Source organism: Streptomyces sp. NPDC015144, from assembly GCF_043079735.1.
GTDB lineage: Bacteria > Actinomycetota > Actinomycetes > Streptomycetales > Streptomycetaceae > Streptomyces.
Genome location: NZ_JBIBUU010000022.1, coordinates 91,327 through 113,038, shown reverse-complemented (window position 1 = coordinate 113,038; position 21,712 = coordinate 91,327). Strand labels below are relative to the sequence as shown.

Annotated in this window: 17 protein-coding genes and 1 pseudogene; 5 read left to right on the top strand and 13 right to left on the bottom strand. The window is 71.4% G+C overall.

Going from position 1 to position 21,712, the window contains the following annotated elements:
- Positions 1-172: 172 nt before the first annotated feature.
- Together ACF08W_RS29830 and ACF08W_RS29825 are read right to left on the bottom strand one after the other, a co-directional pair.
- Complete coding sequence (locus tag ACF08W_RS29830) at positions 173-706, bottom strand: alkyl hydroperoxide reductase (protein ID WP_352273358.1); 534 nt, start codon at positions 704-706, stop codon at positions 173-175.
- Between the two features lie 12 nt (positions 707-718).
- The gene (locus ACF08W_RS29825) at positions 719-1,273 is read right to left on the bottom strand and encodes a peroxiredoxin (RefSeq protein ID WP_189542777.1); all 555 of its coding nucleotides are present in this window, start codon (positions 1,271-1,273) and stop codon (positions 719-721) included.
- Positions 1,274-1,403: 130 nt separating this feature from the next.
- On the opposite strand from ACF08W_RS29825, the gene ACF08W_RS29820 reads away from it, so the two are divergent.
- Positions 1,404-2,381: a hydrogen peroxide-inducible genes activator gene (locus ACF08W_RS29820; protein WP_352273357.1), complete on the top strand. Its 978-nt coding sequence runs from the start codon at positions 1,404-1,406 to the stop codon at positions 2,379-2,381.
- Between the two features lie 114 nt (positions 2,382-2,495).
- Here ACF08W_RS29820 and ACF08W_RS29815 read toward each other — a convergent pair whose 3' ends face one another.
- From ACF08W_RS29815 to ACF08W_RS29795, 5 genes are all read right to left on the bottom strand, one after another.
- A complete protein-coding gene (locus tag ACF08W_RS29815; protein ID WP_392281164.1) occupies positions 2,496-4,901 on the bottom strand; it encodes an ABC transporter permease in 2,406 nt (801 codons plus the stop codon).
- On the bottom strand, positions 4,898-5,584 hold the full coding sequence (locus tag ACF08W_RS29810; protein ID WP_366295453.1) for an ABC transporter ATP-binding protein: 687 nt from the start codon (positions 5,582-5,584) through the stop codon (positions 4,898-4,900). The genes ACF08W_RS29815 and ACF08W_RS29810 overlap by 4 nt, the downstream gene beginning before the upstream one ends.
- On the bottom strand, positions 5,581-6,105 hold the full coding sequence (locus ACF08W_RS29805; RefSeq protein ID WP_352273354.1) for a PadR family transcriptional regulator: 525 nt from the start codon (positions 6,103-6,105) through the stop codon (positions 5,581-5,583). The genes ACF08W_RS29810 and ACF08W_RS29805 overlap by 4 nt, the downstream gene beginning before the upstream one ends.
- A gap of 84 nt (positions 6,106-6,189) precedes the next feature.
- Positions 6,190-6,534 carry a hypothetical protein gene (locus ACF08W_RS29800; protein WP_392281163.1) on the bottom strand — a complete coding sequence of 115 codons (345 nt, stop codon included), beginning with the start codon at positions 6,532-6,534 and terminating at the stop codon, positions 6,190-6,192.
- Positions 6,531-7,502: an SPFH domain-containing protein gene (locus ACF08W_RS29795; protein ID WP_392281162.1), complete on the bottom strand. Its 972-nt coding sequence runs from the start codon at positions 7,500-7,502 to the stop codon at positions 6,531-6,533. The genes ACF08W_RS29800 and ACF08W_RS29795 overlap by 4 nt, the downstream gene beginning before the upstream one ends.
- Positions 7,503-7,740: 238 nt before the next feature.
- Between ACF08W_RS29795 and ACF08W_RS29790 the strand changes: the two genes are divergently transcribed.
- On the top strand, positions 7,741-9,966 hold the full coding sequence (locus ACF08W_RS29790; protein ID WP_392281161.1) for a transglycosylase domain-containing protein: 2,226 nt from the start codon (positions 7,741-7,743) through the stop codon (positions 9,964-9,966).
- Between the two features lie 64 nt (positions 9,967-10,030).
- Here the strand turns inward: ACF08W_RS29790 and ACF08W_RS29785 are convergent, their stop codons facing one another.
- The 4 genes from ACF08W_RS29785 to ACF08W_RS29770 form a co-directional block, all read right to left on the bottom strand.
- Positions 10,031-11,509: a catalase gene (locus ACF08W_RS29785; protein WP_385214237.1), complete on the bottom strand. Its 1,479-nt coding sequence runs from the start codon at positions 11,507-11,509 to the stop codon at positions 10,031-10,033.
- Positions 11,510-11,646: 137 nt separating this feature from the next.
- A complete protein-coding gene (locus tag ACF08W_RS29780) occupies positions 11,647-13,545 on the bottom strand; it encodes a SpoIIE family protein phosphatase (RefSeq protein WP_352273349.1) in 1,899 nt (632 codons plus the stop codon).
- Positions 13,546-13,923: 378 nt separating this feature from the next.
- A complete protein-coding gene (locus ACF08W_RS29775; RefSeq protein WP_392281160.1) occupies positions 13,924-14,622 on the bottom strand; it encodes a DUF402 domain-containing protein in 699 nt (232 codons plus the stop codon).
- 45 nt (positions 14,623-14,667) lie between these two features.
- Entirely contained in the window at positions 14,668-16,092 is a 1,425-nt protein-coding gene (locus ACF08W_RS29770) for a class II fumarate hydratase (RefSeq protein WP_392281167.1), read from the bottom strand.
- A gap of 115 nt (positions 16,093-16,207) precedes the next feature.
- Here ACF08W_RS29770 and ACF08W_RS29765 point away from each other — a divergent pair, with 115 nt between their 5' ends.
- Positions 16,208-17,740, top strand: coding sequence for a ricin-type beta-trefoil lectin domain protein (locus tag ACF08W_RS29765; protein ID WP_392281159.1), 1,533 nt, complete (start codon positions 16,208-16,210; stop codon positions 17,738-17,740).
- A 70-nt stretch (positions 17,741-17,810) separates the two neighbouring features.
- Here the strand turns inward: ACF08W_RS29765 and ACF08W_RS29760 are convergent, their stop codons facing one another.
- Positions 17,811-19,112 (bottom strand): M18 family aminopeptidase, encoded by a 1,302-nt coding sequence (locus ACF08W_RS29760; RefSeq protein WP_392281158.1) that lies wholly within the window; start codon positions 19,110-19,112, stop codon positions 17,811-17,813.
- On the opposite strand from ACF08W_RS29760, the pseudogene ACF08W_RS29755 reads away from it, so the two are divergent.
- A pseudogene (locus tag ACF08W_RS29755) lies at positions 19,111-20,442 on the top strand (IS4 family transposase); the annotation flags it as partial. The gene ACF08W_RS29760 and the pseudogene ACF08W_RS29755 sit on opposite strands and share 2 nt — an antisense overlap.
- 29 nt (positions 20,443-20,471) lie before the next feature.
- Positions 20,472-20,990 carry a transposase gene (locus ACF08W_RS29750; RefSeq protein WP_392281166.1) on the top strand — a complete coding sequence of 173 codons (519 nt, stop codon included), beginning with the start codon at positions 20,472-20,474 and terminating at the stop codon, positions 20,988-20,990.
- 33 nt (positions 20,991-21,023) lie between these two features.
- Here ACF08W_RS29750 and ACF08W_RS29745 read toward each other — a convergent pair whose 3' ends face one another.
- Positions 21,024-21,623, bottom strand: coding sequence for a DUF4262 domain-containing protein (locus ACF08W_RS29745; protein WP_392281157.1), 600 nt, complete (start codon positions 21,621-21,623; stop codon positions 21,024-21,026).
- Positions 21,624-21,712: the final 89 nt, after the last annotated feature.

Sequence of the window (21,712 nt, the reverse complement as noted above, 5' to 3'; positions counted from 1 at the left end):
CCTCCACACCTACAACCACCACCGCTGCCACACCGCACTCGACGGGCACCCGCCGATCAGCCGCGTCAACAACGCTGCGGGTCAATACACCTAGGACATACGGAAGGGCCCCGTGGACGGTCGGTCGTCCACGGGGCCCTTCCTCATACGTGCCGGTCGGGCGCGTACGGTCCTACTCGGCGAGCACGGCCTCGGCTTCGAGGGTCACGCCGACCGCCTGGATCACCGAGGCGATCTTGACGGCTTCCTGGATGGTCTCCCGGTCCACGCCGGACTTGCGGAGCACCTGCTCGTGCGAGTCCAGGCACTGGCCGCAGCCGTTGATCGCGGAGACCGCGAGCGACCACAGCTCGAAGTCGACCTTCTCCACACCGGGCTTGCCGATGACGTTCATCCGCAGGCCGGCGCGGAGCGTCCCGTACTCGGGGTCCGACAGCAGGTGCCGGGTCCGGTAGAAGACGTTGTTCATCGCCATGATGGCGGCGGCCGACTTCGCGGCGGTGTACGCCTCCGCGGAGAGGTTGGCCTTCGCCTCCGGCTCCAGCTCGCGCAGCACCTTCGGCGAGCGCGAGGCGATCGCGCAGGCGAGGACGGTGCCCCAGAGCTGCTGCTGCGGGAGCTCGCTGTTGCCGATCACCGAACCGAGGTTCAGCTTCAGGTCCTTGGCGAAGTCCGGAACGGCGGCCTTCAGTTCGTCGAGTGCCATGTCGCCGTCAGCTCACTCGCCCGCGAGGAGCGCGACCGGGTCGAGGGTGTTCTCGCCCTTGGTCCAGTTGCAGGGGCACAGCTCGTCGGTCTGCAGGGCGTCCAGGACCCGCAGGACCTCCTTGGGGTTACGGCCCACGGAACCGGCGGTCACCATCGTGAACTGGATCTCGTTGTTCTGGTCGACGATGAAGACGGCGCGCTGCGCGAAGCCGTCCTCGCCCTCGATGCCGAGGTCACGCATGAGCTCGTGCTTCGAGTCGGCCATCATCGGGAAGGGCAGGTCGGTCAGGTCCGGGTGGTCCTTGCGCCAGGCGTGGTGCACGAACTCGGAGTCGCCGGAGAAGCCGAGGATCTGCGCGTCACGGTCGGCGAACTCGTCGTTCAGCTTGCCGAAGGCGGCGATCTCGGTGGGGCACACGAAGGTGAAGTCCTTCGGCCACGCGAAGACGATCTTCCACTTGCCCTCGTAGGTCTTGTGGTTGATCTGCTCGAACTCCTTGCCGCTCTCCAGCGAGACACAAGCAGTCAGGTCGAACTCGGGGAACTTGTCACCGACAGTGAGCACGCGCTCTCCTTGCAGCGTTGGAAATCCCTTTTGGGGCTTTCCTGAGGGTTGGACGAGATCCACCTTGGCACAGAGTGCATTGATCGCGGAAATAGCTACACTTGGTCGTGATGATCGGAGGTGCCTATCAGTGGTGCAGAGCAATCAGGGCACTCGACCCAAACAGCCCAGTCTCTCGCAGCTGCGCGCCTTCGTCGCCGTCGCGGAGTGCCTGCACTTCCGGGACGCGGCGGCCTCGATCGGGATGAGTCAGCCGGCGCTCTCCGGCGCGGTGTCGGCGCTGGAGGAGGCGCTCGGTGTCCGGCTCATCGAGCGTACGACGCGCAAGGTGCTGCTCTCGCCGGCGGGGGAGCGGCTCGCGGTGCGGGCGCGGGCGGTGCTGGAGGCGGTCGGTGAGCTGATGGAGGAGGCGGAGGCGGTCCGGGCGCCGTTCACCGGGGTCCTCCGGCTGGGCGTGATCCCGACCGTCGCCCCGTATCTGCTGCCGACCGTGCTGCGGCTGGTCCACGAGGACTATCCGGAGCTCGACCTCCAGGTCCACGAGGAGCAGACCGCCTCGCTGCTGGACGGACTGGCCGCCGGACGGCTGGACCTGCTGCTGCTCGCGGTGCCGCTCGGGGTGCCCGGGGTGACCGAACTTCCCCTCTTCGACGAGGACTTCGTCCTGGTCATGGAGAAGGACCACTGGCTGGGCGGGCGCGCCGACATCCCGCGCGAGGCGCTGCGCGAGCTGCCGCTGCTGCTGCTCGACGAGGGGCACTGCCTGCGCGACCAGGCCCTGGACATCTGCCGGGAGGCGGGGCGCACCACCGGCGCCCCCGTCACCACGACCGCCGCCGGACTCTCCACGCTGGTGCAGCTGGTCGCCGGCGGGCTCGGGGTGACGCTGCTGCCGCGTACCGCGCTCACCGTCGAGACCGACCGCAACGACGCCCTGGCCACCGGCTACTTCACCGAACCGGCCCCCTCGCGGCGGGTCGCGCTGGGGATGCGCACCGGAGCGGCGCGGCGGGAGGAGTTCGAGGAGCTGGCGGCGGCGCTGCGCCGCGCGATGGCCGCGCTGCCGGTCCGGGTGACGGACGGCGTACGGGACCGGCCCGGCGCCTGAGGCGAACGGCCGCCCGGGGCGCGCGGCGGCCGCCCGACAGGGAGCGAACGGCCCCGGGAGACGGCCGAAGGGGCGCGGCCCGCACGGCCACGCCCCTCCACCCTCACCGCCCGGTCACTCCGTACGGAGCCCGTCCGGCCGCATCATGCGCCACAGCGGCGGCAGCGACACCAGCGTCACCAGCGCGATCAGCGCCGCGCCCGCACCGGTCATCGGCAGGAACAGCCACCAGTTGGTGACCTCCTTGTCGATCATGTAGATCAGGGTCGCGCCCAGGCCGAGCCCGCCCGCGATGGCCACCGCCAGGCCGATGACCACCGGCACCGCGGTCTGCCAGAGCACCGACCAGCCCATCGTGGAGCGCCGGGTGCCGAAGGCGACCAGGACCGAGAGCAGGCGCTTGCGCTCCCGCAACTGCTCCAGCTGGGAGACCAGCATCGAGGCCGCGATCAGCAGCAGCGTCACCGTGCCGCCGACCTGGAGGCCGCGCTGCACACTGGCGTACTTCTTGTCCCGGGCCTCCGACTGGAAGGTCACCACCCGCGCGATGGGGTCGATCCGGGCCACCGTGTTCCGCACGTGCTCCGCGACGTCCGGCACGCTCGGGTCGATCGTGATCTGCGCCTCGGTCGTCGCGTCCGGCAGGGTGCTTGGGTCCACCGCGCCGAGGGTGGCCAGGATGCCGGTGGCCCCGTCGCCCAGCACGGTGTTGTGGGCCGTGACGGTCCGGGCGTCGGCGGGCAGCGTCCACCGCATCGACTTCCCGCCGGAGCCGCCGGACTCGATCAGGACGTCCTTGCCCTTGCGGGCTGTCCGGTCGATCCACCGCGACATGTCCTTGTCCTTCGCGGGGTGCGAGACGAAGGTGTCGCCGTCCTTGCAGGCGCCGATCCGGGCCATCTCGCGCAGGCTCGCGCAGTCGGCGATGGTCAGGCTGGTGGTCCGCTGGACGTCCTCGTCCTCGGAGCTGTCGGGGTGGGTGACGTAGACGCTGACCATGCCGACGACCGACGTCACGCCCTTGGTGGCCCGGAGCGCCTCGGCGGTCCGGGTGGCACCGTCCCGGGTGACCTTCTCGGAGTACGAGGAGAACTGCGCCCCCGAGGTGTTCTCCTCGATCATCTTGTTGAACTCGTCGCCGACCGCGGCGAACATCATCTGCAGCGCCACCGCGCCCGCGACCGCCACCGTGATCCCGCTGACCGCCCGGGAGGCCGCCCCGCTGCTCAGCTGGAGCCTGCGGACGGCGAGCTGCCAGGAGACCGGGCCGCCGTTCAGCCGGTTCACCAGCGCCTCGACCAGCCAGGGCAGCAGCAGCGCGAGCCCGACCAGGACCAGCACCGCCCCGCCCGCGATCGGGTACGGATTGACCGGGCCGTACGCGTCGACCTTGCCGGTCAGCCCGAGCACCGCCAGACCGGCGAGCGGCACCGGAAGCCGCCACCAGATCCGGCGCCCGCGGCTGCGGCCGTTGCGGATCACGCCGAGCGGCTCGATCACCACCGCGCGCATCGCGCCGAGCGTCACCACCACCGCCGTCAGCGGCACCGCGAGGACCACCAGCGCCGTCAGCAGCGGATCGGGGACCAGGTCGCCCGGGAAGACGCTGACGTTCCAGATCTCCACGCCGCCGACGAACTCCCGGCCCACGAAGAAGAACAGCACCCCGGTCACCAGGCCGAGGAGCGCACCGAAGAGGGCCTCGCCCGCGGCGATCCGCCGGGTCATCCGGATGTCCGTGCCGACCAGGCGCAGCGCGGCGAGCCGGCGGTCGCGGCGGTCGCCGCCGAACCGGACCGCCGTCACGATGAAGATCGCGACCGGCATCAGCAGCACCACGCAGATCAGGATGATCAGCACGATGAGGATGGGCGGCATGTCCTCGGCCATGTTCTGGTCGCCGTACCCGGCGATCCGCCGGGCGCCGCGGTCGTCGGTCAGGGTGTCGTTGCCCGCGTAGTAGACCAGGTCGCCCGGGGAGACCAGGCCCGGGTCGGCGATGGTGCCGATGATCCGGTACGGCAGCCGGTCCTTGAGGAGCTCGCCCTCGGAGGAGGCCAGCAGCTCCTTCAGCGCCGGGGAGACCACCGCCTCGCCCGGGGCGGGGAAGCGGTCGACGCCCGGCGGCCGCACCGGGTGCGCCCCGTCCGCGCGCATCAGCTGGCCCTCGACGACGCGGCCGCGGAACTCCGTCTCTACGTCGGACCGCAGCACCGAGATGTCGGACTTCGGGGCCGGCTTGCCCGGCGAGGAGTCGATGACGCTCGCGGCGCGGGCGGCGCTGCGGTCGCTGCGCTGCTGGAGCATGTGCGGGACGGAGGCCGCGGTGAGCAGCAGGGCCACCCCGAGGCCGACGCCGACGGCGGTCAGCGCGGTACGGATCCAGCCCTCGCGGCCGCCGCCGGCGCCGAAGCGCATGCCGAGGCCGAGGTCGCGTATCCAGGCCGCGAGGCCGGTGGGGGCGGTGGGGCGCGGGGCGTCCGGCGGGGCCGCCGCGTTCTTCTCGTCGAGCAGGGTCATGCGATGTGCTCCAGGTCGCGGGTCCGTCCGTCGCGCACGGTGACGTCACGGTCGGAGTACGCGGCCACCCGCGCCTCGTGGGTCACCAGGACCACCGCGACGTTGGTGGACCGGGCGGCCTCGGTGAGGAGCTGCATCACGCGCTCGCCGTTCAGCGAGTCCAGCGCGCCGGTCGGCTCGTCCGCGAAGATCACCTTCGGGGAGGCGGAGAGGGCGCGGGCCACGGCGACGCGCTGCCCCTGGCCGCCGGAGACCTCGCCCGGACGCTGGGCGGCGACGTTGTCGACCTCCAGCCGCTCCAGCCAGTGCAGGGCGGTGCGCTCGGCCTCCTTGCGCTTGGCCCCGGCCAGCCGGAGCGGCAGCGCGACGTTCTCCACGCAGGTCAGCTCCGGGACGAGCTGGCCGAACTGGAAGACGAAGCCGAACTCGGTACGGCGCAGCGCGCTGCGCTCGGCGTCCGACATGGCGGACAGCTCGCGGCCCGCGTAGGTGATCGTGCCCCGGTCCGGGGTGACGATGCCCGCGAGGCAGTGCAGCAGGGTCGACTTGCCGGAGCCGGAGGGGCCCAGCACGGCGACGACCTCGCCGGGGTGGATCGAGAAGGACGCGCCGTCGAGGGCGGGCGTCCGGTTGTACGTCTTGTGCAGGCTGTCGGCGCTGAGCAGGGAACCGGCGGGGATCACGCGCCCACCTCCATGGCGAGTCGGTCGAGCCGGGCGGCGGTCAGTTCCAGCCAGCGCAGATCGGCTTCGAGGTGGAAGAGCGCGTGGTCGCAGATCAGCTGGTCGGCCAGATCGCCCTTGCGCTTGCGGTCGGTGAGTATGCGCATCAGACGCAGGTGCTCGGCGCGCTGGGTGTCCAGCAGCGACTCCGCGCTCCGCCCGGTGAGCAGGGCCAGGACGACCTTGGTGTAGAGCGTCGACTGGAGGTACGGCTCCGGCTTCTCCGGCTGCTCCAGCCAGGCGCCGACGTCGGTGATCCCGGCCTCGGTGATGGCGTAGCGCTTGCGCTCGGGGCCGCCGCCGCTCTCTATCCCGTCGACCTCGACGAGGCCGTTCTTGAGCAGCCGGGACATGGTCGAGTAGACCTGCCCGTAGTGCAGGGGGCGGTCATGGCCGAACTTCTCGTCGAACTCGCGCTTGAGGTCGTAGCCATGGCGGGGGCCGGACTCCAAAAGTCCGAGCAGGGTGTGGCCGATAGACATGCGGAGCACTCTACACGGTGTGTATACCTACGATGTATACCCCTGGTGAATAGGCTATCGGCCGCCCCCGGCGGCTTCCGGAACTCAGTCCTCCGGGGCCTCCGACGCCCCCGGGGCCTCCCGGGTCTCCGGCGTTCCCGAGGGGCCCGGGGCCCCCTGCGTCCCCTGCGTCCCATGCGTCCCCGGCTCCTCCTGCCCCTCCTGCCGGTTCTTCGGCGGGCGGCCCCGGCGGGGGATCGGCCGTGCCGCGCCCGGCAGGCGGCCCGCCTCCGCCAGCGCCCTGCGCAGCAGGAACTCGATCTGGGCGTTGGCGCTGCGCAGCTCGTCGGAGGCCCAGCGGGCCAGCGCGTCGTGCACCGCCGGATCCAGCCGCAGCAGCATCTGCTTGCGCTGCGGCGGGGTCCGGCGGGGCGGGGGCTGTCCGGTCACTGGTAGAGGGTGCCCGTGTTCAGGACCGGCTGGGCCGCGCGGTCGCCGCACAGCACCACCATCAGGTTGCTGACCATCGACGCCTTGCGTTCCGCGTCCAGCTCGACGATGTCCTGCTCGGCGATCCGGGTCAGCGCCATCTCGACCATGCCGACCGCGCCCTCGACGATCTGCTGCCGGGCCGCGACCACCGCACCGGCCTGCTGGCGCTGGAGCATCGCCGAGGCGATCTCCGGGGCGTACGCGAGGTGGCTGAAGCGCGACTCGATGATCCGTACCCCGGCGGCCTGCACCCGGGCGGTGAGCTCCACGGCCAGCTTCTCGGTGATCTCCTCGGCGTTGCCGCGCAGCGAGAGCCCGCCCTCGTCGTGGGCGTCGTAGGGGTACTCGATCGCGATGTGCCGGACCGCCGCCTCGGTCTGGGTGGCGACGAACTCCAGGAAGTCGTCCACCTCGAAGAGGGCCTGCGCGGTGTCCTCGACCTTCCAGACGACGATCGCGGCGAGTTCGATCGGGTTGCCGTAGGCGTCGTTGACCTTGAGGACGGCGGTCTCGTGGTTGCGGACCCGGGTGGAGATCTTGCGGCTGCTGGTGAGCGGGTTGATCCAGCGCAGGCCGTCGGTGCGGATCGTGCCGACGTAGCGGCCGAAGAGCTGGATCACCCGGGCCTCGCCCGGTGCGACCATCTTCACGCCCGTCATGCAGAAGAACGAGGCGATGACGAGCAGCACCCCGAAGATGCAGACGGGGACGCCCACGGCGTTGTTGCCGTGGGAGCCGACGACGCCGCCGACAATCGCGAGGCCGATGCCGGCTATCACCCCGAGCACCGTCAGCAGCAGGCCGAGGCCGCCGGGGATGCTGTGCGCCGTCACCTCCCGCACCTGCGGTTCGGGCATCTGCGGGGCGTCGGGTACGAGGTCGGTGCCCTGGGCGGCGGCGTCGCGCGCCATGTCGTGACCGGTCATGGGGTCCCCCCGTTTCGAGAACGAGCAGTCGGCCTGCCCGCTGCTAGCAATGTGATTACACATTACCCCGGATGGCAACCTTGGACGCCTCTCGGGAGTCGGTTCCCATGGGAGTAGGTGCTGATTGTCACGTCCGCAAAAGACCGCATCTCTTGCTTTTCGTCCTTGCCGAAGGTGTTAGCTGGCTGGGCTGAGCTGAGCTGAGCGGGTCGAGCAGAGAAACAGGAGCGAAACAGCGATGGGTCGAGCGGATGCGCGGCGAGCCCAACGAAGGGCTGCGAAGAGCGGCGGCATACGCAGACTCTTCACCTGGCGGAAGATGCTGGGCGCCTTCTTCGGGTTCTGCCTGCTGGGCATGGGTGCCTTCGTCGCCCTCTACCTCTACGTGGACATCCCGAAGGCCAACGCCCTGGCCGAGCGGCAGAGCAACGTCTACCAGTACAGCGACGGATCGCTGCTGGCCAGGACCGGCGACGGCGTCAACCGCCAGATCGTCGACCTGGCCGTGGTGCCCAAGGCGGTCCAGCACACCTTCGTCGCGGCCGAGAACAAGACGTTCTACGACGACAAGGGCATCGACCTGAAGGGCACCGCGCGCGGTCTGCTCAACACGCTCAGCGGCAAGGGCAAGCAGGGTGGTTCGACCATCACCCAGCAGTACGTGAAGAACTACTACCTGACGCAGGACCCGACGATCAGCCGGAAGCTCAAGGAACTGGTGATCTCGCTCAAGGTCGACAGCAAGAAGAGCAAGGAGTACATCCTCGCCGGGTACATCAACACCGCCTACTACGGGCGGGGCGCCAGCGGCATCCAGGCCGCCGCGCAGGCGTACTACGGGGTCGACGCCAAGGACCTCACCGTCTCCCAGGGCGCCTACCTCGCCTCCGTGCTCCAGGCCCCCAGCCAGTACGACTGGCAGACGGCCAGCGAGACCGGCCGGAAGCTGGTCAAGGACCGCTGGGCCTACACCCTCGACAACATGGTCGAGATGAAGTGGCTCTCCCAGGCCGAGCGGGACAAGCAGAAGTTCCCGGTCCCGCAGAAGGCCAAGCCCGCCCCCGGGATGGAGGGCCAGACCGGCTACCTCGTCGAGGCCGCCAACGCGGAGCTGCGCGAGCAGGGCGTCACCGACGAGATGCGGCAGGCCGGCGGCTGGACCTTCACGCTCAACATCGACAAGAAGCGGCAGAAGCAGCTGGAGGAGTCCGTCGACCGCCAGCTGGAGTCCAAGCTCGACCGCAAGGGCAACAAGGTCGACGCGACCGTCCAGGCGGGCGCCACGTCCGTCAACCCGAAGACCGGTGCCGTCGTCGCGCTGTACGGCGGGGTGGACTACGTCAAGCACTACGTCTCGAACGCCACCCGCCGGGACTTCCAGCCCGCCTCCACCTTCAAGCCGCTGGTGTTCGCCTCCGCGCTGGAGAACGAGTCCAAGACCCAGGACGGCGACCTGATCGGCGTCAACACCCGCTACGACGGCACCAGCAAGCGGCCCGTCGTCGGCAGCGACACCCCCTTCGCCCCGGAGAACGAGGACGACCAGAGCTACGGCTCCGTCACCGTGCAGAAGGCGATGAACGCCTCGATCAACTCCGCCTTCGCGCAGATGGTCGTCGACGTCGGCCCGGCCCAGGTGAAGAAGACCGCGCTCTCCCTCGGCCTGCCCGACAAGAACTTCCCCGAGCGCCCCGCCATCACGCTCGGCACGATGAACGCCTCGACCTGGGACATGGCGGGCGCGTACGCCACGCTCGACAACCACGGCAAGAAGGTCACCCCCTTCATCGTGAAGTCCGCCCAGCACCGCGACCGGACCGTCGAGCCGGTCGAGGGCATCGGCAAGCAGGTGATCAGCCGCAAGTCCGCCGACACGGTGACCTCCGTGCTGACCGGGGTCGTGGACGCCGGCTCCGGCAAGGCCGCCAACACCAGCGCCTACGACGCGGCGGGCAAGACGGGTACCTCCGAGAACAACAAGTCGGCCTGGTTCGCCGCGTACACCCCCGAGCTGACCACCGTCGTCGCGCTCTTCGGCGAGTCGCCCAAGGGCGGCTCCCAGGTCAGCCTGACCGGCACCGCCAACTCCGGCCGGGCCAACGGCGGCGGCTTCCCCGCGCAGATCTGGGCGGACTACACGCTCGGTGCGCTGGGCGGCGGCTCCACCGCCCGGTTCGACCTGGAGGACGTCGAGCGCGGCGAGTCCACCGTGCCGTCCTCGCCGTCGATGTCGCCCTCGCAGTCCGCGAGCACCGACACGTCCCCGAGCAAGTCGCCGGACGCCCCCTCGCAGGACACGAGCCAGTCGCCCGAGGTCCCGCCGAGCCAGTCGCCCGAGGTGCCGCCCAGCCAGTCCCCGGAGGTGCCGCCGCCGAGCCAGTCCCCGGAGCTGCCGGGCGACGGGCTGGACAACGGGCGCCCCGGCCAGGCGGGCGGGAACAACGCCCCGGCGGGCAACCAGTGAGCAAGGGGTGAGGGGCGGTGCCGGAATCCGGCACCGCCCCTCACCCCTTCCTCGTGGGCTGCGATCAGCCGCCGTCGACCTTCTTGGCGACCCGGTCGCCGAGGTCCTTGTCGACGTTCCGCCAGTACTGCAGCGCCCGCTCCAGGACCGGGCGGCTCACCCCGTCCAGCAGATGGCCGGAAATGTTCCCCACCAGCCGCTCGCGCTGGGCGTCGTCCATGACCTCGCGCACCAGCGTGCCCGGCTGGCCCCAGTCGTCGTCCTCGCTGTGCAGCTTGTACGCCTCGTGGACCATCTCGCCCGCCGTCGCCCAGCCCGCGGGATCACCGAAACGCGCGGTGTCCGCGGCCGGACCGCCGTACGAGTTCGGCGCGTAGACCGCCCCCGTACGGCTCGGCTCGTACCGCATCGGGCCGTCCTTCGCGTACGAGTTGCGGCCGAAGCGCGGGCGGTTCGGGGGCAGCTGCGCGTAGTTCGGGCCGATCCGGTACCGGTGGGTGTCCGGGTACGAGAAGAGCCGGCCGAGCAGCATCTTGTCCGGCGACGGACCGATCCCGGGCACCAGGTTCGACGGCTCGAAGGACGCCTGCTCGATGTGGACGAAGAAGTCCTCCGGGTTCTCGTCGAGCGTCATCCGCCCGACCTCGATCTCCGGGTAGTCCGCGTGCGGCCACACCTTCGTGAGGTCGAACGGGTTGAACCGGTAGTCCGGCGCGTCGTCGAACGGCATCACCTGCACGTACAGCGTCCAGCTCGGGTGGTCCCCGCGCTCGATCGCCTCGTACAGGTCGCGGCGGTGGACGTCCCCGTCGATCCCGGCCATCCGGTCGGCCTCGGCCTGCGGGTAGTAGTCGATGCCCTGGTCGGTCTTGAAGCGGTACTTCACCCAGAACCGCTCGCCGCCAGCGTTGACCCACATGTAGGTGTGCGAGCTGTAGCCGTTCATGTGGCGGTAGGTCTTCGGGATGCCCCGGTCGCCCATCAGCCACGTCACCATGTGCGCGGACTCCGGGGAGAGCGTCCAGAAGTCCCACTGCATGTCGTGGTCGCGCACCGCGTTGTCCGGGCGGCGCTTCTGCGAGCGGATGAAGTCCTGGAACTTCATCGGGTCCCGTACGAAGAAGACCGGCGTGTTGTTGCCGACCATGTCGTAGTTGCCCCGCTCGGTGTAGAACTTCAGCGCGAAGCCGCGCGGGTCGCGCCAGGTGTCGGGCGAGCCCTGCTCACCGGCGACCGTGGAGAACCGCGCCAGCATGGCGGTCTCCTTGCCCGGCTGGAACAGGTCGGCCTTGGTGAACTGGCTGATGTCGTTGGTCACCCTGAAATGGCCGTACGCCCCCGATCCCTTGGCATGGACCACCCGCTCGGGGACCCGTTCACGGTTGAACTGGGCCATCTTCTCGATGAGGTAGTGGTCCTGGAGCAGGATCGGCCCGTCGGCCCCGACGGTGAGCGAGTGCTCGTCGCTCTCCACCGGGATTCCGGCGTTGTTGGTGGTGTACGCGGTGTTCGGGGTCTTGGTGGTGGTGGGTTCCTCGGACACGAGCGTCCTCCCGTCGGTGGGGGTTTCGGCCAGGCCGTCTCGTCACGACCGAGTGAAACCCGCCGACAGGAGGTCGGCAACATTTCGTCGCTCTCCGTACAGGGCGATACGGCGTACCCGAACGGAGAGCGACGCCACTACTGCCCGCGCGGCGGCATCTCGAACCAGACCACCTTGCCGGTCGAGAGCCGCGTCGCCCCCCACCGCCTGGCCAGCCGGTTCACCAGGAACAGGCCCCGGCCGCCCTCGTCCATGTCCCGTGCCCGGCGCTGCCGGGGCAGCTGCGGGGAGTCGTCGCCGACCTCGCAGCGCAGGATGTCGGTACGCAGCAGCCGCAGCGTCACCGGCCGCTCCGCGTACCGGACCGCGTTGGTGACCACCTCGCTGACCAGCAGCTCCACCGCGTCGGACAGATCGTCCAGCCCCCACCGGCTCAGCGCCCGCCGGGCCAGTCGGCGGGCCCGCCCCGGCGCGGTCTCCTCCGGATCCAGGTGCCAGTACGCGACGTCGCTCGGCGCGATCCCGTCGAACCGGGCGGCCAGCAGCGCGATGTCGTCGTCCCGGTCGCCCGGGCCGAGCATGTCCAGCACGTCGTCGCAGAGCGCCTCCAGCGGCGGCGAGTGGTCCGGGCCGGTGAGCCGGGCGGTGGCGGCCAGCCGCTCGCGCAGCAGCTCGATCCCCGTCCACACGTCCCGCAGCCGGGACTCCACCAGCCCGTCCGTGTACAGCAGCAGCGTCGCCCCGGCGGGCGCGTCCAGCTCGACCGCCTCGAAGTCCACCCCGCCGACCCCGATCGGCGCACCGGCCGGCACCCGCAGCACCTCCGCACGGCCGCCCAGGTGGAGCAGGACCGGCGGCGGATGGCCCGCGTTGGCGACGGTGATCCGGTGCGTGACGGGGTCGTACACCGCGTACAGGCAGGTCGCCATGCGGTCGCTGCCGAGCCGCTGCGCCTGCTCGTCGAGGTGGTGCAGCACCTCCTGGGGCGGCAGGTCGAGCCCGGCGAGGGTCTGCGCGGTGGTGCGCAGCTGGCCCATGATCGCGGCGGAGGTCATGGAGTGGCCCATGACGTCGCCCACCACCAGGGCGACCCGGCTCCCGGGGAGCGGGATCGCGTCGTACCAGTCACCGCCGACCCGGGCCGTCTCGGCGGCCGGGAGGTAGCGGGAGGCGAGCCGGACGCCGGTGGGCTGCGGCAGCGAGTCGGGGAGCATCGTGCGCTGGAGCTCGTCCGCGATGTACGCCTCGCGCCCGTACAGCACGGCCTTGTCGATGCCGAGCGCGGTGTGCGTCGCGAGCTGGGCGGCGACCAGCAGGTCGTTCGCCTCGAAGGCCGGCCGCTCCGTGCCGCGCAGGAAGACGGCGGCGCCGATCACCCGCCGCCGGCCGCGCAGCGGGGCCAGGATGGCGCGGTGCCCGGTCGGTACGGTCCGGCCCGCGCCGAGCAGCTCGGGCAGGGCGGCGCGGGCCGCCGCGGAGTCCCCGAAGACCGGCCGCACCCCGCGCAGCACCTCGGCCAGCGCCCCGCCGGAGCGGACCTCGCACAGCTCGGCGGCGGGGGTCAGGTCGCCGTGCGGATCGATCACCGGCAGCCGCAGCCGCTCGGTCTCCGCCGGGCCCTCGGTCTCCTCGTCGCTCAGCCGCAGCCGGTCGGAGCGGCGCAGCCGCAGCACGAACGGCGCGACCGGCCGCTCGTCGCCGACCGGGAGCGGGTCGCGGAGGTAGACGAGTATGGCGTCGGAGAACGTCGGCACACTGGCCCGGCACAGGCCCAGCACGATCTCGTCCAGGTCTATGCCGCGGGCGATCCGCCGGGTGGCCGCGCCGACGAACCGCAGCCGGTCGCCCTCACGACGGACCGCGGCCTGCGGGTCGAGCCCCGCGGGGGCGGGGCCGGGCGCCGGAGCGGGGGCAGGGATCGCCGCGGTGGCAGGGGAGGCGGCCGGCGCGGCGTCCTGCTGCCGCGGCCGGGTGCGTTCCTGCGACCGGGCTGCCAGGGGCTGCCGGCCTTCGTGGGAGGTGGGGTGCTCCGTCACGCTTGGGGTTCCGTCCGTCCGGGCCGGTTGTACGAGGCGGTCGCCTGCTGGGGCGTTACTGTGCCCCCGCGGGAGCGGCGATAACAACGGCTGTCACCGGATGCCCCGGGACGAGGGGCTGAAACCTGACGCCCGCGGAACGGCCCGGTGACAACGTTTCCGGCGACGGGGCGGGCAACGGTGAGCACGTCTCCACCCCCTCGAAGTGGTTCATACGATGCGTACGCCTGATGCGGCTCGTACAGCTCACAGCTCATGCAGTGCGTGGTGCTCGTGCGGTGACTTGTGGTCAGGTGCGGTGCCGCGCCTCCCGGTCGGAGCGGTGCGGCTCCCCGGAGGACGATCCTACGTTTGCCCCCTCGGGATGCACCAAGGGTCTCACGACGGCATGGCCGAAGGGGTGCGGTCCCAGTCATCCGGCAGTGCGGGAACCCGCCATTGTGGATCGGGTCGCCAGCGCTCCCAGCCGTCCCGGAACGGGGCGCCCCAGCCCTCGATCAGCCGGACGGCCGCCCGCCCCGCCTCACGCACCCGGCGCGCCGTCTCGGGAGCCATCAGTCCGGCCCGCTGCGCCATGGCGAACTCGTCCTCGTCGCGCCAGACCCAGCTGTGGTCCGGGTAGACGGAGATGTCGAGAAAATGATCCTCGGAGTCGACGCCGCCCTGCCAACGGGTGTGCGGCTCCTCCAGGTTCACGTACCAGCTCCGGAACCGCCAGGCCGGCTCCCAGAACAGCCAGACCGACCAGGGGTCCCCGGGCCGGGCCAGCTTCAGCACCCCGTTGCCCAGCCAGGGCGAGCGGGCCGTGGTGCGCGGGGCGGTGTAGCGGGTGGCGAGCGGTTCGGCGTGCACGTCCCGCCCGTCCGCCAGCACCGGCTTCACGCACTCGGTGCCCGGCGCCACCCAGACCGCCAGCAGTTCGGGGGTGTCCTGCACCACGGTGACCGGACGGCAGATGTGGATGTCCCCGCCCCACCGCCCCGGCGCACCGCCCTCCACCGACGCGCCGTTGCGGCGGTAGCGCCACAGGATCTGCTCGCCCGGCGCCCAGCGCTCACTCTCTCCGGTACCTGCCATGGCCGGATCTTAGGGCTGCCCGGCCCGCCCGGGCAGCGGTGCGGGTCACGGCCGGGTCATGCGCAGGACGTCGAGGGCCTCGTCGAGCTGTTCCAGGGTGAGGTCGCCCCGGTCGACGTAGCCGGACTCCAGGACCACCTCGCGGATGGTGCGGCGCTGGGCGAGGGACTTCTTGGCGACCTTCGCGGCCTCCTCGTAGCCGATGTACTTGTTCAGCGGGGTGACGACGGAGGGGGAGGACTCGGCGTACTCGCGGGCCCGTTCGGGGTTGGCGGTGATGCCGTCGACGGTGCGGTCGGCCAGCAGGCGGGAGGCGTTGGCCAGCAGGCGCACCGACTCCAGCAGGTTCTTGGCGATGACCGGGAGCATCACGTTCAGCTCGAAGTTGCCCGCCGCGCCGGCGGCGGCGACCGTCGCGTCGTTCCCCGTCACCTGGGCGGCCACCATCAGCACGGCCTCCGGGACGACCGGGTTGACCTTGCCCGGCATGATCGAGGAGCCGGGCTGGAGGTCGGGCAGGTTGATCTCGGCGAGGCCGGTGCGCGGGCCGGAGGACATCCAGCGCAGATCGTTGGCGATCTTGGTGAGCGAGCCGGCGATCGTGCGGAGCTGGCCCGAGGTCTCGACCAGGCCGTCCCGCGCGCCCTGTGCCTCGAAGTGGTTGCGGGCCTCGGTCAGCGGCAGCCCGGTGGCGCGGGCCACCTCGGAGATGACGGCGGCGGAGAAGCCGGGCGGCGTGTTGATGCCGGTGCCGACGGCCGTGCCGCCCAGCGGCAGTTCGGCGAGGCGGGGGAGCGAGGCGCGCAGCCGCTCGACCCCGTACCGGATCTGCGCCGCGTAGCCGCCGAACTCCTGGCCGAGCGTCACGGGCGTGGCGTCCATCAGATGGGTGCGCCCCGCCTTGACCACCGGGGCGAACTCGCTGGACTTCCGTTCGAGGGAGGAAGCCAGGTGATCCAGCGCCGGGATCAGCTCGCGGGTGACGGCCGCCGTGGCCGCGATGTGGATGGAGGAGGGGAAGACGTCGTTGGACGACTGCGAGGCGTTGACGTGGTCGTTGGGGTGGACCTCGCGGCCCAGCCGTTCGGTGGCGAGGGTGGCCAGCACCTCGTTGGTGTTCATGTTGGACGAGGTGCCCGAGCCGGTCTGGAAGACGTCGACCGGGAAGTGCTCGTCCCAGCGGCCCTCGGCGACCTCGGCGGCGGCCGATTCGATGGCCGCGGCGGTCTCCGGGTCCACCACCCCCAGTTCCGCGTTCACCTTCGCGGCGGCGGCCTTGATCCGGGCCAGCGCCTCGATGTGGGCCCGCTCCAGGCGCTGACCGGAGATCGGGAAGTTCTCCACCGCGCGCTGGGTCTGGGCGCGCCACTTGGCGGCCGCGGGCACCCTGACCTCGCCCATCGAGTCGTGCTCGACGCGGAAATCCGCCCCGTCGCCGGGGGACGCGGAGCCGGTCGACGACCCGTTCATCTCGTTCATCTCCTTGAACCTCCTGAAAAAGTTGAGCACTTGTCTTGTTCTTTCTATTCCCAAGACAGCTACCGGCCAGTAAATACCGGGGGTAACCACAACCCGGGGAGGCACCATGAGGCACACCAGGCACAGACTCCGCTGTACGGTCGCGGCCGCCGCGGCCATCGCGGCGGCGCTCGGCGGCACGGCCTTCGCCACCGGCCCGGCGGCGAACGCGGCGGACGGGGCCACCGCCCGCACCACCGCGTCCACCCCCCTCCCGCCCGAACTGGAGGCGATCCGCGCCGCCGAGGCCACCAAGCTGTACGGCGACTCCGCCGAACGGCCGATGGCCCAGCGCAAGACCGGGCTGATCTCGCTCGGCGACAGCGAGATCTCCGGCGAGGGCGTCGGCAACTACGAGGCCGGCACCAACGGCCCCGACAACTGGTGCCACCGCTCGCCCGACTCCGCGATCCACCGCACCGGCATCCCGGCGGACGTCACGTACAACGTCTCCTGCTCCGGCGCGTACACCGGCAACATCGTGATCGGCGGCTCCAAGCAGTACGCCGACGAGCTGGTGCAGAGCGACAACCTCGCGATCAAGGCGCGCAACACCCGGATCAAGATGATCGTGCTGGTCGCGGGCGCCAACGACGACCTCCAGTTCGGGCCGGTCATGACCGACTGCGTCACCCGCTGGGTGCTCTCCCAGGGCACCTGCGAGCCGAAGTACGACGGCGGCTGGCAGGCGCGCGTCGACGGACTCGTCCCCAAGGTCGAGAAGACCGTGCGCGACCTGAAGACCGTCATGTCCGACGCGGGGTACGCCTCCGGTGACTACAAGCTCGTGGTCATGGGCTACCCGAGCCCGATCGGCCCGGACTTCTACGACAACCCCGCCTTCCCCGGCAAGCTCCCCGGCGGCTGCGCCGGATACGACTCCGACGCCGCCTGGGGCCGCAACGTCGCCGTCCCGACCTTCGAACGCGGTATGCGCAAGGCCGCCGCGGACACCGGCGCCGTCTACCTCGACAACTCCCGGCTCTTCCACGGGCACGAGGTGTGCAGCGAGGACACCTTCGCCCGCGGCCTCTACATCGACCTCGGCCACTTCCCGCCGGACTCCAACTCGCTGCGGCAGTCCTACCACCCGAACGAGCGGGGCCACGGCGCGTTCGCGTCCTGCCTCACCCAGGTCTACAACTCCGGCCTGCGCGAGGCGAGCTGCGCCGACCCGGCCAGCACCGGGAAGCCGGTCCTCCAGGCCGGGGCCTGGGACGACCTGTTCAAGCCCGTGAAGAACGAGGCCACCGGCACCTGCCTGGACGCCCCCGCCTCGGTCACCCGCAACGACACCAAGGTCGGCGGCTGGGACTGCCACGGCGGCCGCAACCAGGGCTGGTGGTACGACTCCGGCACGAAGAACCTGCGCACGGAGCTGAGCCACGACCGGTGCCTGGACGTGCCGGGCGCCGACTACAAGGCCGGAGCCACGCTCATCCTGTACAACTGCTCCGGCGCAGCCAACCAGCAGTTCGTCAAGAACGGGGCCACCCTGCGCCCGGCGGCCTCCACGGGGCTCTGCCTGACGCTGGCCGGAGCCAAGGACCCGCTGAGGCTCCAGCCCTGCGACGGGGGCGCGCAGCAGCGGTTCGCGTAAGCGCACGAGGACGCACGACGGAGGGGCAGGGCGGCCGGGGAGCCGCCCCGCCCCTCCGGGCGTCCGGGCCTCAGCCGGAGGTGACGAACGCGCCCAGCGCGGCCGCCAAGTGGCCCGGGTCCGCCGCCCCGCACAGCTCACGGGCCGAGTGCATGGAGAGCCCCGGCACCCCCACGTCGACCGTCGGCACCCCGAGCCGGGCCGCGGTGATCGGGCCGATCGACGTACCGCACGGCATCGCGTTGTTGGAGACGAACGGCTGCCACGGCACGCCCGCCCGCTCGCAGGCCGAGGCGAACACCGCCATGCCGGTGCCGTCGGTCGCGTACCGCTGGTTGACGTTGACCTTCAGGGAGGGGCCGCCGTTGGGCAGCGGACGGTGCTCCGGGTCGTGCCGCTCCGCGTAGTTCGGGTGCACCGCGTGGGACATGTCGGCGGAGACGCAGAAGGAGCCGGAAAGGGCCCGGGACCAGTCCTCCGGGGAGCCGCCCCGGGCGGTCACCGAGCGGCTCAGCACCCGCTCCAGGAGCGGCCCGTGCGCCCCGGTCGCCGAACCGCTGCCGACCTCCTCGTGGTCGAAGGCGGCCAGGACGGGAACGCACACCGGCGCGTCGACGGCGTCCGCCGCGGCCGTCAGGGCCACCACCCCGGCGTGCACGGAGACCAGGTTGTCCAGCCGCGACGCCACCACGAACTCCCGTTCCGCGCCCAGGTACCCGGGCGGCTGGACGTCGTGCAGCATCAGGTCCCAGCCGAGCACCCGGCCGGGCTCCGCCCCGGCGGCCGCCGCCACTCGGCGGATCAGCGCGCCCCTCTCGGCCGTGCCGAGCGACCACACCGGGGCGAGGTGGCGCTGCGGGTCCAGCGCCAGCCCGTCGTTGACCGAGTGGTCCAGATGGATGGCGAGCTGCGGCACCCGGAACAGCGGCTCGTCGATCCGGACGAGCCGGGTCTCCACCGCCCCGCCCTCCCCGCGCAGCGCGAGCCGCCCGGAGATGCCGAGGTCGCGGTCGAGCCAGGTGTTCAGCGGGACACCGCCGTAGATCTCCACGCCCACCTGCCGCCAGCCCGCGCCACCGGTGTCCGGGACGGGCTTGACCCGCAGGTTCGGGGAGTCGGTGTGCGAGCCGACGATCCGGAACGGGGTGTGCGCCGGGGCGCCCTCGGGGACGTACCAGGCGATCAGCGCGCCGTCGCGGATGTGGAAGGCGCCGCCGGTCGTGCCCGTCCAGTCGTCCGTGCCGCGCAGTTCGCGGAACCCGGCCTTCTCCAGACGCCGGGCGGCACTGGCCACCGCGTGGTACGGGGACGGGCTGGCACCGATGAAGTCCAGCAGGTCGTCGCTGTGACTGCGGTGGGGAAGCGGCGTCATGCGGCGTCCGCCTTTCCGGTGTTCGACGTGGCGAGGGGAGGGTGTACCGCGCGAGGCCGCCGGGGGCGGTGCGGTACGGGTGGCGCCCGGAGGCGGTGGGAGCGCTTCGGGATCGCCGGACAACCCACCAAAGCGGCTCGGTGCGGCGCAAGTCCGTCGCGCACGCCGGTGCGGGAAAGCGGTGGTGCCGGTCCACCGCGGGGATCCGCCGGGCTCCGTGCGCACGGCGGCCCACCGGCACCACCCGGCCGGACACGAGGGGCGTCCGGCACCGCGACGACCTCCGCGGAATTGGCCGGATAACGCTGTACGGCCCGGTCGCCGCTCCACCCCGGCCGGGGGCGGCTCCGGGCGCGCGGAGCGGCTACGGCGCGCCCGCCGCGCGCCTCCTGGAACCTGCCCGGGGACATGGGAAGGCCAATGCAGTTGCCTTTGGGTCGCGGGGATCGTTGCCCCGCGTGTGACGGGGTGGGGCGCAGGGCAGCGGGTGCGGATCGGGATCCTGACGAAGGTGTTCACCGCTGAGCTGGTCGACGCGGCGATAGCCAAGCACGGCCGGGCCGAGCAGCGGCGCCGCCTCCTTCCGGCGCGGCTGGTCGTGTACTTCGTCCTGGCGCTGTGTCTGTTCGCCCGGGAGTCGTACGAGGAGGTGCTGCGGGTGCTGACCAGCGGCATCCCGGGCAGCCGGGCCCTCACGCGGGTGAACCGGTCGTCGTTGTGCCGGGCCCGCGCCCGCCTCGGCGAGGACGTGCTGGAGACCGTGTTCCGCCAAGTGGCCGGCCCGCTCGCCACCCCGGCCACGCCCGGCGCGTGGTGGCGGGGACTGCGGCTCCTCGCCCTGGACGGCACCCAGTTCGATCTTCCGGATTCGACGAGCAACGGCGACACCTTCGACGGCCCCTCCACCACCGGCGGCGTCCCTTTCGGCTTCCCCCAGGTCAGGGCGGTGGTCCTCGCCGAGATCGGAACGCACGGCGTCCTCGACGCCCGCCTCGGCGGCTACCGCGACGGAGAACGCAGCCTCGCCTACCCGCTGGCCGGCTCCACCGGTCCCGGTGACCTGGTCATCGCCGACCGCGGCTTCTGGTCGGTCGAGTTCGCCCACGTCTTCACCGCAGCGGGCGCGGATCTGCTGCTCAGGCTCCAGTCCAACCATCTCGGCACCGCCCAGGAACAACTTCCGGATGGCTCGTATCTGTCGCTGGCGCGACCGGGAAAGGACGTCCGGCTCCGAGCCGCGCGAGAAGGCCGAACGCTGCCCAAGCACGTGATCTACCGGGTCATCACCTTCGCCAAGGGCGACAAGGTCGCCTACCTGGGCACGACGCTGCTGGACCCGAGCAGTACCCGGCCGCTGAGCTGGTCGCGCTCTACCGGGAACGCTGGGAGATCGAGCTCGCCTTCGACGAGATCAAGAACCACCTCGGGCCAGGCGGCCCGATCAGGACGCGGACACCGGAGGGCGTCCGGCAGGAACTGTGGGCCTACCTCGCGGTCCACCACGCGATCCGCCAGTTCGCCCACACAGCCGCACTTGCCCGGCCGGCCGTGGACACCGACCGTGTCTCCTACTTGAAGTGCGTACGCATCGTCCGCCGCAGCATCCCGTCCCAGCTCGGAGCGACCGCCACCAAACTCACCCGCTCCTTCACCGAGGCCGGGTGGGAGGCACGTGCACGCCTCCTGCCGGCCCGGCGCAGCCGGGACTGCCCACGCGCGATCAAGAAGCCGAACCGCTGGCCCGTCCTGAGGACCCGGGCCAGACGGGACACGGTCCAGCCCGGCCGCTGGGCCCACAACCAGACCACGAAGCCGAAGAGCAACCGTCGAGCCGGAAGACCGGTGCTCAGGGGAAACCGAGCCCCGTCACCGCAGTAGGCACCTACGCCCGCCCCGTCCGCTTGCATCCGCTCACTGCTCGGCTGCCTCCTCGGTCCAGACGCCGGTCGGGTGCTCGTCGACCGGAAGCCACAAACTGGGCTGCGCGCGGCAGCCCGGGTTGGCCTGCTCGTCCGACGGCCAGCGGTGATCCCGGTCGGGCCAGACGAGCTGGACGACGGGGACCGTGGCTCGGCAATAGAAGCCGACAGCCGTGCCCAGCAGAGGACGGTGCCAGCTGACGTCCACCGGTTGGACCTGGATCTCGTACCCCTCGATGACACCTGAGAGCAGCGTGCCGGGCTCTGTCGCAGCCCCATCACGCAGCTCGGCGGCCCCGGCATTGACCCAGTGCATCAGCCCTTGAAGCTCCAGACCGAACATGGCGACCTCTGGGATCCGATAGGAATGCCACAGGCCAACGGTGAAGGACCAGTCCGGGATGTCCCCACCGCCGACACCCACGACGTGCCAGCCATGCTCACGGACGTTCGCCATCTCTCGGGACCAGTACTTCTCCTGCTGCCGACGAGCCGGGAGGGTCGCCGAGGCGGCGGGATCGCACAGCACACAAGGGCACGAGGACAGGGTCTGGTCAGTCACCCGCGCATCCAAGCAGATCAGGATCGACACCCCGCTGGTCGGGGTGTCACGTGGGCCGCGGCGCTAAGGCAATTGCATTGACATGGGAAGGCCCCCTGGTACGCGCAAACACGTACCAG

Excerpts from the sequence above, each read along its gene's own strand:
- ACF08W_RS29795 (WP_392281162.1), bottom strand. The coding sequence starts at position 7,502 with ATGACCGGTCACGACATGGCGCGCGACGCCGCCGCCCAGGGCACCGAC.
- ACF08W_RS29765 (WP_392281159.1), top strand. The coding sequence starts at position 16,208 with ATGAGGCACACCAGGCACAGACTCCGCTGTACGGTCGCGGCCGCCGCG.
- ACF08W_RS29805 (WP_352273354.1), bottom strand. The coding sequence starts at position 6,105 with ATGTCTATCGGCCACACCCTGCTCGGACTTTTGGAGTCCGGCCCCCGC.
- ACF08W_RS29790 (WP_392281161.1), top strand. The coding sequence starts at position 7,741 with ATGGGTCGAGCGGATGCGCGGCGAGCCCAACGAAGGGCTGCGAAGAGC.
- ACF08W_RS29775 (WP_392281160.1), bottom strand. The coding sequence starts at position 14,622 with ATGGCAGGTACCGGAGAGAGTGAGCGCTGGGCGCCGGGCGAGCAGATC.
- ACF08W_RS29770 (WP_392281167.1), bottom strand. The coding sequence starts at position 16,092 with ATGAACGGGTCGTCGACCGGCTCCGCGTCCCCCGGCGACGGGGCGGAT.
- ACF08W_RS29760 (WP_392281158.1), bottom strand. The coding sequence starts at position 19,112 with ATGACGCCGCTTCCCCACCGCAGTCACAGCGACGACCTGCTGGACTTC.
- ACF08W_RS29830 (WP_352273358.1), bottom strand. The coding sequence starts at position 706 with ATGGCACTCGACGAACTGAAGGCCGCCGTTCCGGACTTCGCCAAGGAC.
- ACF08W_RS29815 (WP_392281164.1), bottom strand. The coding sequence starts at position 4,901 with ATGACCCTGCTCGACGAGAAGAACGCGGCGGCCCCGCCGGACGCCCCG.